Source organism: Streptomyces sp. NBC_00190 (genome assembly GCF_036203305.1).
GTDB lineage: Bacteria > Actinomycetota > Actinomycetes > Streptomycetales > Streptomycetaceae > Streptomyces.
On sequence record NZ_CP108131.1, the window covers coordinates 6,428,756 to 6,442,515 of the forward strand.

At 71.7% G+C, this 13,760-nt stretch carries 7 protein-coding genes; 6 read left to right on the top strand and 1 reads right to left on the bottom strand.

What is annotated here, in order from left to right; all coding sequences use genetic code 11:
- Positions 1-31: 31 nt before the first annotated feature.
- Together OG429_RS30235 and OG429_RS30240 are read left to right on the top strand one after the other, a co-directional pair.
- Positions 32-2,719, top strand: a complete 2,688-nt coding sequence (locus OG429_RS30235; protein ID WP_328928416.1) for a SpoIIE family protein phosphatase — start codon at positions 32-34, stop codon at positions 2,717-2,719.
- 143 nt (positions 2,720-2,862) lie between these two features.
- Positions 2,863-4,812 carry a flavin monoamine oxidase family protein gene (locus OG429_RS30240; RefSeq protein WP_328928417.1) on the top strand — a complete coding sequence of 650 codons (1,950 nt, stop codon included), beginning with the start codon at positions 2,863-2,865 and terminating at the stop codon, positions 4,810-4,812.
- Positions 4,813-4,879: 67 nt separating this feature from the next.
- Here OG429_RS30240 and OG429_RS30245 read toward each other — a convergent pair whose 3' ends face one another.
- The gene (locus OG429_RS30245; protein WP_328928418.1) at positions 4,880-6,856 is read right to left on the bottom strand and encodes a CASTOR/POLLUX-related putative ion channel; all 1,977 of its coding nucleotides are present in this window, start codon (positions 6,854-6,856) and stop codon (positions 4,880-4,882) included.
- A gap of 553 nt (positions 6,857-7,409) precedes the next feature.
- Between OG429_RS30245 and OG429_RS30250 the strand changes: the two genes are divergently transcribed.
- The 4 genes from OG429_RS30250 to OG429_RS30265 all read left to right on the top strand — a co-directional run bounded on the left by OG429_RS30250 (position 7,410) and on the right by OG429_RS30265 (position 13,758).
- Positions 7,410-7,649: a hypothetical protein gene (locus OG429_RS30250; RefSeq protein ID WP_328928419.1), complete on the top strand. Its 240-nt coding sequence runs from the start codon at positions 7,410-7,412 to the stop codon at positions 7,647-7,649.
- 97 nt (positions 7,650-7,746) lie between these two features.
- Positions 7,747-8,553: an HlyD family efflux transporter periplasmic adaptor subunit gene (locus OG429_RS30255; RefSeq protein WP_328928420.1), complete on the top strand. Its 807-nt coding sequence runs from the start codon at positions 7,747-7,749 to the stop codon at positions 8,551-8,553.
- Positions 8,550-10,829 (top strand): NHLP family bacteriocin export ABC transporter peptidase/permease/ATPase subunit, encoded by a 2,280-nt coding sequence (locus OG429_RS30260; RefSeq protein ID WP_328928421.1) that lies wholly within the window; start codon positions 8,550-8,552, stop codon positions 10,827-10,829. Before OG429_RS30255 ends, OG429_RS30260 begins: the two co-directional genes overlap by 4 nt.
- A gap of 130 nt (positions 10,830-10,959) precedes the next feature.
- Entirely contained in the window at positions 10,960-13,758 is a 2,799-nt protein-coding gene (locus OG429_RS30265; protein ID WP_328930468.1) for an NHLP bacteriocin export ABC transporter permease/ATPase subunit, read from the top strand.
- The last annotated feature ends 2 nt before the right edge of the window (positions 13,759-13,760 follow it).

Consider the following 13,760-nt stretch of genomic DNA (forward strand, 5'->3'; position numbering starts at 1 on the left):
CCATTCCTCGCCACCCGTGCCGGGCACGTCGGTGCGGTCACTCCTAGGCAGCAAGTTCAGGAGCGTCGCCGGACAGGTCTTCGTCCTCCAGGTGGCGATCGTGGTGTTGCTCGCCGCCAGCGCCCTCCTGGCCCTGGTGCTCCAGTCGCGGCACGACATCGACCGGGAGGCACGCAACCGGTCGGTCTCCGTCGCGCAGACCTTCGCCCACCAGCTCGGTCTGCAGGACGCGCTGAAGACGCCCAACCCGTCCTCCGTCCTGCAGCCACTCGCCGAGACGACGCGCAAGGCCGCCGGCGTGGACTTCATCGTGGTGATGGACACCCACGGCATCCGGTACAGCCATCCCCAGCCGGAGCGCATCGGACAGCGGTTCGTCGGCACCATCGAGCCCTCCCTGGCCGGACACACCTACACCGAGAGCGTGGACGGCCCGCTCGGCAAGGAGATCCAGGCGGTCGTGCCGGTCACCGCGCCCGACGGCAAGGTCGTCGGCCTGGTGTCGGCGGGCCTGACGGTGAAGAACGTGACCGGTGTCGTCGACCGCCAGCTCCCCGTCATCCTGCTGGCCATCGCGGCCGGCGTGGCCCTGGCCACCGCCGGCACGGCACTGATCAGCAGACGGCTGCGCCGCCAGACCCACGGGCTGGGCACGCAGGAGATGACCCGCATGTACGAGCACCACGACGCGGTGCTCCACGCCGTCCGCGAAGGGGTGCTGATCACCGACGGTGAAGGGCGGCTGCTGCTGGCGAACGACGAGGCCAAACGGCTGCTCGGCCTGCCGGAGGACGCCGAGGGACGCCGCATCGGGGACGTACCGGGCCTGGACCGCCCCATGGCCGACCTGCTGCTGTCCGGCAGGGAGGCCACCGACGAGGTGCTGGAGAGCGGAGACCGGCTGCTCGTGGTCAACCAGCGGTCCACCCACCCCGGCGGCCGTCCGGAGGGCTGCGCGGTCACCATCCGCGACTCCACCGAGATGCAGGTCCTCACCAGCCGGGCCGAGACGGCCCGCAGACGCCTCAAGCTCCTGTACGACGCGGGTGGCGACATCGGCACCTCCCTCGACGTGGTGCAGACGGCCGAGGAACTCGCCTCCGTCGCCGTCCCCCGCTTCGCGGACTTCTGCACCGTCGACCTGGCCGACCCGGTGCTCGGTGGCGACGAACCCGGCCAGGTCACCGACATGCGGCGCACGGCGGTCAGCGGCATCCGCTCCGACCACCCGCTCTACCCCCTCGGCCGGCTGATCGACTTCCTGCCGTCCACCCCGCAGGCACGCGGTTACGGCACCGGACAGGCGGAACTGGTCCCCGACCTGTCCGACGCGCCGGGCTGGGTCGCCCAGGACCCGCCGCGCGCCCGGGCCATCCTCGACTACGGGATCCACTCGCTCATCGCGGCGCCGCTCAGGGCCCGGGGCGTCGTGCTCGGCGTGGTCAACTTCTGGCGGTCGGAGAAACCGGAGCCCTTCGACGAGGACGAGCTGTCGCTGGCCGAGGAACTCGTCGCCCGCGCGGCGGTCAGCATGGACAACGCCCGCCGCTACACCCGCGAGCACGCCCTCGCGGAAACGCTCCAGCGCAGCCTGCTGCCGCGCGCCCTGCCCGAACAGAGCGCCGTGGACGTGGCGCACTTCTACCTGCCCGCGCAGTCCGGAGTGGGCGGCGACTGGTTCGACGTGATCCCGCTGCCCGGCAGCCGGGTCGCGCTGGTCGTCGGAGACGTCGTCGGGCACGGCCTGCACGCCGCGGCCACCATGGGGCGGCTCCGTACCGCGGTCCACAACTTCTCCTCGCTCGACCTGCCGCCCGACGAGATCCTCGCCCGCCTCGACGACCTCGTACAGCGCATCGACCACGACGCGGTCAGCGACGGCGTGACCGGCGGCGTACTGGGCGCGACCTGCCTGTACGCCATCTACGACCCGGTGTCCCAGCGCTGCACCGTGGCGCGGGCGGGCCACCTGCCGCCCCTGCTGGTCGCTCCCGACGGCACGACGGAGATCATGGAACTGCCGGCCGGACCCCCGCTGGGGCTGGGCGGCATGCCGTTCGAAACCGCGGAGTTCCACCTGACCGAAGGGAGCCAGCTCGTCCTCTACACCGACGGGCTGGTCGAGGAGCGGACCCGGGACATCGGAGAGGGGCTGGAGCTGCTGCGCGGGGCGCTGAGCCATCCCGACCGGGACCCGCAGGAAAGCTGCCGGGCCGTGCTCGACCTCCTGCTGCCGACCCGGCCGGCCGACGACGTGGCGCTGCTCATCGCGAGGACGCGCACCCTCGGTGAGGACCGCGTCGCGCAGTGGGACGTGCCGTACGAGCCGAGCGCGGTCGGCGCGGTACGGAAGGCGGCGGCGGAGAAGCTCGAAGAGTGGGGCCTGACGGAACTCGTCTTCGCCACCGAGCTGATCCTCAGCGAACTGGTCACCAACGCCGTGCGGCACGGCAGCGCTCCGGTACGGGTGCGGATGCTGCACGACCACGCCCTGACCTGCGAGGTGTGGGACGGCACCAGCACCGCCCCGCACCTGCGGTACGCCGCCACCACGGACGAGGGAGGGCGCGGACTGTTCCTGGTGGCGCAGCTCAGCGAGCACTGGGGCGTCAGATACACGCCCGACGGCAAGGTCATCTGGGCGGAGCAGGCACTGCCCGGTTCCTCCGACGGCGCGGAACCCGACCTCTCGGCCTTCCTGGACGTGGACCCCCTCTGACGGCGTGCTCCCGCGGCCCGCCGCCAGCCGTACGAAACCCAGTTCGTCAGCGCAGGGCGGTCCGCGACCCACGTCCGGGTGGTTGTTCGCCCGCCCACCGTTTTTTGATCGTCCGGGCCCGGGCGGGCGGCAAGAGTTGCCCCATGATCACTGATCCCCTTGCCACCCCCGCACCCTCGGACGGGCCCGCACCCGAGCCTTCCCGCAGGCCTTCCCGCCGTACCGTCATCGCCGGCGCGGCCGCGGTCGCGGGAGGCGGCGCCCTGACGGTCGCCGCCGCTTCCGCCGAGACGCCGAAAGCCGCGCCCGGCGCGGCACACGCCGACTGGGACACCTGCCTCACCATCGCCCGGGCCATCCTCGTACGGGACGAGCAGGACCAGCCCCTGGTGCCGCGCTACGCGGACATCCTCCTGAAGAACGGACTGCCCCGGTCCCGGGCCCGCAGGAAGGTGCTGATCGTCGGCGCCGGGCCCGCCGGGCTCACCGCCGCCCACCTGCTGCGCGAGGCCGGGCACCAGGTCACCGTCATCGAGGCCAACGCGAACCGGGTCGGCGGCCGGATCAAGACCTTCCGTGCCGGCGGCCACGAGAAGTCCGCCGCGCCCTTCGCCGACCCGAAGCAGTACGCCGAGGCCGGGGCCATGCGCATCCCCGACAGCCACCCGCTCGTCACCGGGCTGATGGACGGCCTCGGCCTGAAGCGCCGGCGTTTCCACCTGGTCGATGTCGACGGGGCCGGTCGCCCCGCGTACCGGACATGGATCTACGTCAACGGCATCCGTACCCGCCGGGCCGACTACGCGCGCGGCCCGCAGGCGGTCAACCGTTCCTTCGGAGTGCCGAAGGCCTACGAGTCCGTGCCCGCCGCCCAGATCGTCCGGGACGCCTTCGCTCCCGTACGCAAGGAGATCGAGGGCAAGAAGGACAAGGAACTCGTCGAGGGCTGGGCCCGCGTCATCCAGCACTACGGCCACATGTCGATGTACCGGTACCTGACGGAGGTGGCGGAGCTCGACGAGCGGACCATCGACCTGATCGGAACGGTCGAGAACCTCACCTCCCGCCTGCACCTCGCGTTCGTGCACAGCTTCATCGGGGCTTCGCTGATCAGCCCCGACACCGCCTTCTTCGAACTGCCCGGCGGCACGGCCACGTTGGCGGACGCGCTCTACGCCCGGGTCAAGGACCTGGTACGGCTCGACCGGCGCGCCACCCGGATCACCCATGGCGAGGGCAAGGTCACCGTCGACACCGTGTCCGAGGGCCGCGGCGGCAGCCCCGTACAGCGCGAGACCTTCACCGCCGACACCGCGATCATCACAGTCCCCTTCTCCGGACTGCGCCACATCCCGGTCACCCCCGCGCTCTCCTACGGCAAGCGGCGCGCGGTCACCGAACTGCACTACGACGCCGCCACGAAGGTGCTGCTCGAATTCAGCCGCCGCTGGTGGGAGTTCGACGAAGCCGACTGGAAGCGGGAGCTGGAGGCCGTGAAGCCCGGCCTGTACCGGAGGTATCAGCTCGCGCAGACCCCGGAGGCCGGGGGGCTGCTGGGCGCCCACCCCTCCGTGCCCAAGGGCCACATCTCCGATGCCCAGCGCGCCCACTACGCCGCCTGCCGCGCGGTCACCCGCGACCAGCCCGAAGCGGCCGGCGTCATCGGCGGAGGCTCGGCGACCGACAATCCCAACCGCTTCATGTTCCAGCCGTCCTACCCGGTCGAAGGCAGCGCCGGCGGGGTGGTCCTCGCGTCCTACAGCTGGTCGGACGACGCCCTGAAGTGGGATTCCCTGGACGACGACGAGCGGTACCCGCGCGCCCTGGCGGGCGTCCAGGAGGTGTTCGGGCAGCGGATCGAGGTGTTCTACACCGGAGTCGGCCGCACCCAGTCCTGGATGCGCGATCCGTACGCCTACGGTGAGGCGTCCGTGCTGCTGCCCGGCCAGCACACCGAGCTCTTCCCCCATGTCCGCAAGGCCGAGGGCGACCTGCACTTCGCCGGGTGCCACACCTCCATCAAGCCCGCGTGGATCGAAGGAGCCCTGGAATCCGCGGTACGGGCCGCGCTGGAAGTCCACTCGGCGCAGTGAGCGGCTGAGGGCCGCGCCGGCCGCCGCCCGAAGCCAGGGCGTCGGCCGGCGCGGCCGCGGCGGTACGTCAGCTCTCGGCGAGCACGATCAGCCAGTCGCCCTCGGCGAACCGGATCCGCTGCCGCTTGTCGGGGTTGATGCTCACCCCGTAGGCCGGGCCCGTGGACATCTGTCCGCGCAGCCGGTAGCCGACCGCGCACTCGCGGCGGCGGCGTGCGGACTCGACGACCGTGGCGAAGGAGACCTCGCGACCAGCCCGGACGTAGTCCGAGACCGGTTTGAGGTAGAACTCGTGCCCCTCGGCGTCGAACAGCTCCTGGAACACGTCGGCGAGGTAGCTGCTCTCCGAGATCTGGGTCATCAGGAGACTGATGAGCCTGCCGCTCACGATGAAGTCGGCTCCCACGCGGGCGGGGGCGAGGAGCCGGTTGCCGTCGTCGGACATCTCGGTGGTGAGCGCGAGTTCCCGGCGTGCGGCCGCCCCGATGGCCCGCAGGTGCAGCAGCGTGACCAGCGTCCGGTCGTCGGCCAGCGCCTCCGTGTCCATGTCCGTCGCCGTCGCCGGCGACGTCGCGGTCGTCGGCCCCGTCGCCGTCCGGGCTGTCAGGGACGGCGCACCCGCGGCCACCGGGTCCGTTTCACCGATCACGATCACGCTGTCGTACGCCGGTACGTCCAGCTTGGCCAGGACGAGCGGGTCGGTGACGTCCCCGCTGTGGAAGGTCACTTCGAGATGGTTCAGGGCCGCCGCGATGTCACCGGCGCCGCCCGTCGCCGCCGACTCGCCGAGCGCCACGACATCCAGGGTGGTTCCGGGGCTCACGTACTGGTCGAGCTGGTCCACGATGAGCGGAGCCCGGCGGTTCCAGCCGAGCAGGAGCAGGCGTTCGGCCACGGGGACCCTGCTCTCCGCCGTGACGATCGCCTCCTCGTCGACGCAGGAGGCCACGTCCAGCTGTACGGCCGTGTCGTCGTCCTGGGAGATGACGATGATCCGGTCGCCCGCGCCGATCGCCGTGGCGGGGTCCGGATTGAGGGCGACGCCGCCGTCGGCCCGCAGCAGGCCGACCACGGCGGACGTGGCGAACGACAGCAGGGCCTCGCCGAAGGTGCGTCCCGCGAGCCCCTCGGCGGGGGTGGTGTAGAACTCGTCGCCCTCGAAGTCCAGCAGTTCCTGGTAGACGAGCGAGAGGCCGGGCTGGCGCGCGGTCTGCACGAGGAGCCGGGCGACGATGTCGTCGACGCACAGGACGTGCCCCGTCGGCCCTGCGGCCAGCCTTGCGGTCATGTGGTTGCGGGTGTCACGGACCGCGGCGACCACCACCACGTCACCCGCCCCGGGGACGGCCGCGTCGAGGGCGAGCAGGGTCTTCACGACATGGGCGTCACCGCCGTCCCCGGCGGGAGGCAGGACGAGAACCGCCTTCGCGGTCCGCGGGCTCACCCGGCGCAGCTCGGTGGGATCGGTGGTGCTGCCGCTGCGGCAGATGATCCGCGTCCTGCCACGGCCGGTGACGTGGGCGCAGATGTCGTCCTCCATTTCCACCTTGTCCTTCGGGGCGAGCACCGCGATGACCGACCGGCGCTGGTTCGCGTGGGCGGCGACCAACTCCCCGATCACCGGGAACACCTGGTCCGACCAGCCCAGCAGGACGGTGTGCCGTGCCTCCAGCACGGTGGAGTGGCCGCGGCGCAGCGACATGATGCGCCGGTTGATGCCCGTGGTGATCAGGCTGACCAGGGTCGACACGAACAGCAGGGCGACCAGGGCGAGGGACACGGAAGCCAGGACGTAGAGCGGGGAGCCGACCGCACCCCCGATCTTCAGCGTCTGGCCGACGCTGACCCACACCGCCGTGAGTCGGCCGGAGAGGGTGCCCGGGGCGGTCCGGTCGGACCAGACGAGGACCGTGCTCGCCGGGATGACGACCGCGAGGCAGGCCAGGGCGAGCCAGCCGATGAGCGCGGTGGTCCCGCCCGCGACCAGATGGTCGAACCGGTACCGCAGCCGCAGCCGGAGGGACGTCGTGTGATCCTGCGTCACGAAAGCTCCCGAGCATGAGACGACGTACCGGTCGGGCGGCTGCCCGCCACCTCGGGACTCACAGTAGGGAACTCCGCGGGACTAGCCCCCTCGAAGGCAGCCGGCCTCACTCAGAGGTATGAACGATCTACGGGGCAGGGTGCGAGGAGCAGGGGCGCCGAGGCGGCTCGTGGCGGGACTCCGGCGTACACCCGGTGTGACGAGCCGGTCACCCCACATGCCTTCGGAAAACCTGCACATCGTGTGTGTGACCGCTCCCGCCCGTTTTCACAGTTCACCCGCAGGCAGGTCACCAGCCCAGCGCTTGGCGGGTGTTCGTCCCGTTTGATCCCGGGCGGGTGGCGGACGGCGCATATCTGTTACTCGATCTCGCGGAGAAGTTGTCACTATTCGGTGAATGAAGTTGCACGACGGCAGTCGGAGGTGGCCGCCCGCCCCATGAGGAGGCGTCAACAGGATTGGCCTGCTCGCCCGTTCGCGTGCTTTCATCTTGCGCACCGCGGCAGTCGAGAAATGACGGCCGCGCATTTCCCCCCAATGAAAGGTGCGCGTAATGCGTAACGACCTTGAGACCCGTGAGATGGCCGACTCCGAGCTGGACGCCGTCTCCGGTGGCATCGTCAGCATCCACGGTGGCCTGGCCGGCGCCGTGACCAGCGACGTCAGCAGCGTCGTCGGTGTCGTGGGCTCCCTCGACACCGTCCAGGCCGCGACCGGCCTGGTCTCCCACGTCCCCGGCCTGGTCTCGGGCATCACCGGCGTTTCGGTGAACACCGGTCGCGCCGGTCTCTGAGCGGATATCGCATGAACCCCGGAGCGTCCCCCACGGCTCCGGGGTTCATGCCTGCCCGCGCGCCCGACCTATACGAATGCAGTTGAAGGAATAGTCCGTGCAGTTTCGTCAAAAGGCTCTTTCCAAGCTGCAATCGCCCGAAGAACTCGATTTGCCCGTGCGCTTCGCACGCCCGCAAGGGCGGCTCGTACTGGCCGTCACGGTCGTCGTCATGGCCGCCGCGACCTTCTGGGCCCTCACCGGCACCGTGTCCGCCAAGCTGAGCGCACCCGGCGTCCTCACCCACGCCGAGGGGGCCTACGTACTGCAGAGCCCGGTCGCCGGACAGGTGACGGCGGTCCTCGCCGAGGAGGGCGCGCTCCTGCCCCCCGGCGCACCCCTGCTCAACGTCCGTACGGAGCAGGGCGACCGGCCGGTGCGCGCGGTGACGGGCGGCCGGCTCACGACACTGTCCGCCACCGTGGGTTCGGTGGTCGCGACCGGCGCGGACGTGGCGATCGTCGAACACGTGAAGAACGCGGACGACCCCCTGATGGCCGTCGTGTACGTGCCGGGCGGCAGCGGCTCGACGATCGCCGTGGGCGCCTCGGTCGACCTCGACGTCCAGTCGGCCCCCCGGAACCGCTTCGGCATGCTGCGCGGCCGCGTCAAGACGGTCGGCCGCGCGCCTCAGACGGTGGCGCAGATCAGCGGCTTCCTCGGCGACAGAGGACTCGCCGAGCAGTTCGCCAGGCAGGGCAACCCGGTCGCGGTGCTCGTACAACTGGAGCGCTCCACCGCCACCAGGTCCGGCTACAAGTGGTCCTCCGCGGACGGCCCCCCGTACGCCCTCGACTCCACGACCCCGCTCACCGCCACCGTCCACCTCGCCGCGCAGCGCCCCGTGGACTGGCTGCTGCCATGACCGCGTCGCAGACCGGGACACCTCCCCGGGCACCCCAGCTCCCGCCCGTCGGACACCGGCGGCGCGGCTCCGAGCCCAAGGGCGGCACCCGCCGCAAGTCCGCGCCCGCCCCCAGGGGCAGGACGCCCCGCCCCGTCCGCACGCCCACCGTGCTGCAGATGGAAGCCGTGGAGTGCGGAGCCGCCGCCCTGGCCATGGTGCTGGGCCACTACGGCCGCTTCGTCCCCCTGGAGGAGCTGCGCATCGGATGCGGTGTCTCCCGCGACGGCTCCCGCGCCAGCAACCTCCTCAAGGCCGCCCGCGGTTACGGGCTGCAGGCCAAGGGCATGCAGATGGACCTGGCCGCCCTCGCCGAGGTGAGCGCCCCGGCCATCCTCTTCTGGGAGTTCAACCACTACGTCGTCTACGACGGCATGGGCCGCCGCCTCGGCCGCCGGGGCGTGTACATCAACGACCCCGGCAAGGGCCGCCGGTTCGTCCCCATGGAGGAGTTCGACACCAGCTTCACCGGTGTCGTGCTCACCTTCGAACCCGGCGAGGGCTTTCGCCGCGGCGGCCGCAGGCCGAGCGTCCTGGGTGCCATGCCGGCCCGTCTGCGCGGCACCTCGGGCACCATGGCCGCCGCCGTCGTCTCCAGCCTCCTGCTGGTGGCCGTCGGCGCGGCGGGGCCCGCCCTGAGCCGCACGTACATCGACATGTTCCTCATCGGGGAGCAGACGTCCCTGCTGGGCGTGCTGTTCGCGTCGATGGCGGTCACCCTGGTGCTCACCGGGACGCTCACGGGGCTCCAGCAGGCCAATCTGCTGCGCGGGCGCATCATCTCCTCCACCCTGGGCAGTGCCCGCTTCCTGCGGCACCTGCTCAGGCTTCCGGTCGCCTTCTACTCCCAGCGCAACCCGGCCGACCTGGTCCAGCGCCTGCAGTCCAACGACGCCGTCGCCGAGACCCTCGCGCGGGACCTGGCCGCCGCGGCCGTGGACACCGTCGTGGTCGTGCTCTACGCCGTGCTGCTGTGGACGTACGATCCGCAGCTCACCGTCGTCGGCGTGATGATCGCGCTGCTCAACGTGGTGGCCATCCGGACCGTGATGCACCTGCGGGCCACCGGTACCCAGAAACTGCGCGCCGAGAGCGCCCGGCTGACGAACACGTCCTACAGCGGCCTCCAGCTCATCGAGACGATGAAGGCCACCGGAGGCGAGAACGGCTTCTTCCGCCGCTGGGCGGGACAGCACGCGGTCACCCTCGACGTGCAGCAGCGGCTCGGCGTGCCCAGCGCGTGGCTCGCGATCGTCGCACCCACGCTGGCGGCGCTCAACAGCGCGTTGATCCTGATGATCGGCGGACTGCGGGCGGTGGAAGGGCATCTCACCGTCGGTCTGCTCGTCGCCTTCCAGGCCCTGGTGACCAGCTTCACCGCGCCGATCTCCCGGCTGGGCGGCGTCGCCGGACGCATCCAGGACTTCGCGGCCGACGTGGCCCGCCTCAAGGACGTGGAGAACTTCCCCGTCGATCCGGTCTTCTCGCGCCGCGAGCCCGCCGCCCACACCCGCCGCCTCACCGGCCACGTGGAGCTGGACAACGTCACCTTCGGCTACAGCCCGCTGGACGCCCCGCTGCTCAAGGACTTCTCGCTGTCGGTCGGCCCGGGGCAGCAGGTCGCGCTCGTCGGCGGCTCCGGCAGCGGCAAGTCCACCGTCTCACGGCTGCTGTCGGGCCTCCACACGCCGTGGCAGGGGGCGATCCGCATCGACGGGATGCGGCTGGAGGACATCCCCCGCAGCGCGCTGGCAGCCTCCGTGTCCTTCGTCGACCAGGACGTCTTCCTCTTCGAGGGCACCGTCCGCGACAACGTGACGCTCTGGGATCCCTCGATTCCGGACGAGGCCGTCGTCGCAGCGCTCCAGGACGCCGCCGTCCACGACGTGGTCGCCCGCCGCCCCGGCGGCATCCACAGCAGGGTCGAGCAGGACGGCCGGAACTTCTCCGGCGGCCAGCGCCAGCGTCTGGAAATCGCCCGGGCGCTGGTCAGGCGCCCCAGCGTCATGGTCCTCGACGAAGTGACCAGCGCCCTGGACGCGGTGACCGAGCAGACCGTCATCGACAACCTGCGGCGCCGCGGCTGCGCCTGCGTGGTCATCGCCCACCGGCTGAGCACGGTGCGCGACAGCGACGAGATCGTCGTGCTCGACCGGGGCACGGTCGTGGAGCGGGGGCGGCACGAGTACCTGGCCGCCGCGCAGGGCCCGTACGCCGAACTGGTCAAGGAGCACTGAGGTGACGTACCCGGACCAGACCCCGTACTCAGCCCCGGGCCAGGCCCCGTACCCGGCCCCCGACCAGGCCCCGTACCGGACGCCGCACGGCTGGGCCCCGGGCCAGGACGCCGACCCGGTCGTCGCCGCCCTGGGCGCCCTCGGCTCGCCGGTCGACTGCACGGGCGTGCGCAGCCTGTCGCTAGAGGGCCCGCACGTGCTGTGGCTCGTCGTGCGGGGCGAGCTGGACCTCTTCGCCGTCGACGCCGCGCAGGCCGGGCACTGGCACTTCCTGGGCCGGCTGGGGGCGGGCACCCTGCTGCTGGGCCCGGCCGACGGCCCCGAGCACACCCTGGTCGGCCGGCCCGTGCAGGGCTGCCTGCTGCGCCGTATCGAGCTGCGGGAACTGCCCGGCCCCGGGCACGGCGTCGCCTTCCAGCAGCAGTGGGCCGACCACACGGGGTACGGCGCCCCCGCGGACCGGCCGAGCCCGCTGGAGGACGCGTTCGCGCGCGGGCTCGGACGAGGGCTGCGGGTGCTGTACCAGGCACCGTTGGACGGCCGCGCGACCACCGAGCGGGGCCGGGCCGACGACGACATCCTGTGGATGCAGATCACCCCCGGCAGCGTGCAGTACGGCGCCGTGTACGAGGAGGGCACGGCCGGCACCCTCCTCGTCGACGCGGCGATGTGGCAGGGCATGGTCGATCAGCAGTACCGGCTGCTGTACGCCCTGGACCGCTCGATCGAGCAGCTCGGGCGCGCCCACGAGGACCGCATGGCGGCCGGGATCGAGGCCGGGCAGGCGGCCCGTACCCAGGCGGACCGGACGCTGCTGGCCTCCATCGACCGCTCCGGCGGCCGCTCGCGCCACTGGGGCGCGAGCGTCGACGCCACCTTCGCCGTGTGCTGCCTCGTGGCCGACGAGGCCCGCATCACCCTGTCCGAACCGGGCGAGGCCGACGCCGCCTCCGAGCGGACCGACCCCGTCGAACGCATCGCGCTCGCCTCGCGGATACGCACCCGCGCGGTCGGACTCGGCGGGCAGTGGTGGCGGGAGAACAGTGGTCCGCTGGTGGGCCGGCGCGAGAAGGACGGAGCCCCGGTCGCCCTGCTGTGGCGGCGTGGCGGATACGAGGCGGTCGACCCCGCCACCGGCACGCGCCGGCGCATCGGCAGGGCTGACGAGGCCGACTTCGAACCACGCGCCGTCATGTTCTACCGACCGCTGCCCGACGGGCGGGTGGGCCTGCCGGCGCTGCTGCGCTTCAGTCTTCGCGGCACCCTGCCGGAGCTGCGCAGCCTGCTCCTGGGCGGGCTGGTCGCGGTGGTCCTGGGCGCACTGGTGCCCATCGCCACCGGCCAGGTGCTCGGCCGGTACGTGCCCAACGCCGAGAACGGCCTCATCGTGCAGACCGCGCTGGCCCTCATCGCCACCGGCGTCGTCTCGGCCGCCTTCATGCTCCTGCAGAACATCTCCATCCTGCGCATGGAGGGCCGCATCGAGGCCACCTTGCAACCGGCGGTGTGGGACCGGCTGCTGAGGCTGCCGGCGAAGTTCTTCGCCGGCCGCTCCACGGGCGAACTGGCCGGCGCGGCCATGGGCATCAGCGCGATCCGCAGCGCGCTGTCCGGTGTCGGACCGGTCTGCGTACAGGCGGGCACGGTCGGCGCGATGAACCTCGGGCTGCTGCTCTTCCACAGCGTGCCGCTGGCGCTGGCGGCGGTCGGCATGCTGGTCGTCATCGCGGCGCTCTTCCTGGGCCTGGGCCTGTGGCAGCTGCGCTACCAGCGCCGGCTGATCACGCTCAACAACAAGCTCAACAACCAGGCTTTCCAGACCCTGCGCGGGCTGCCCAAACTACGCGTCGCCGCGGCCGAGAGCTTCGCCTACGCCGCCTGGGCCCGGGAGTTCGCCCGTACCCGCGAGCTGCAGCAGCGCATCGGCCGGATCCAGAACGTCATCACGGTGCTGGGCGCGGTGTACCTGCCGCTGTGCACGCTGGTGATGTTCGTCCTGCTGGCCGGGCCGGCCCGCGGCGTCATGTCCGCCAGCGAGTTCCTCACCTTCAGCACCGCCCTGACGATGCTGATGTCCTCGGTCACCCAGGTGACCGGCGCGCTCATCTCGGCGGCCGCGGTGCTGCCGATGTTCGAGCAGGTCAAGCCGGTCCTGAGGGAGCTGCCCGAGGCGGGCCGCACCAGTACCCGGCCGGGCGAGCTGACCGGCGCCGTCGAGGCCATGGCCCTGTCCTTCCGCTACACGGACGACGGCCCTCTGATACTCGATGACGTCAACGTCGCGATCGGAGCAGGTGAGTTCGTCGCGATCGTCGGGGCCAGCGGATGCGGCAAATCCACCCTGCTCCGGCTGCTCATCGGCTTCGACAAGCCGGCCTCCGGCAGCGTCCTGTACGACGGCCAGGACCTGGCGGCGCTGGACCAGGCGGCCGTGCGCCGCCAGTGCGGCGTCGTCCTGCAGAACGCCCAGCCCTTCACCGGCCCGATCCTCGACTGCATCCGCGGCGCCGGGACGTTCTCGCTGGAGGAAGCCTGGGAAGCCGCCGCGATGGCGGGCCTGGCCGAGGACATCAAGGCCATGCCGATGGGCATGCACACCATGCTGTCCGACGGCGGCGGCACCGTCTCGGGCGGCCAGCGCCAGCGCCTGATGATCGCCCAGGCCCTCATCCGCAAGCCGCGCGTCCTGTTCTTCGACGAGGCCACCAGCGCGCTGGACAACGAGGCCCAGCGCGTGGTCATCGAATCGACCCGCACCCTGAAGGCCACCCGCATCGTGATCGCCCACCGGCTCTCCACGATCATGGACGCCGACCGGGTGATCGCCATGTCGGACGGCCGCGTCGTCCAGCAGGGCCCTCCCGCCGAACTCCTCGCCGACACCACGGGCCTGTTCCACGAACTGGTCCGCCGCCAACTCAGCGGCTGACC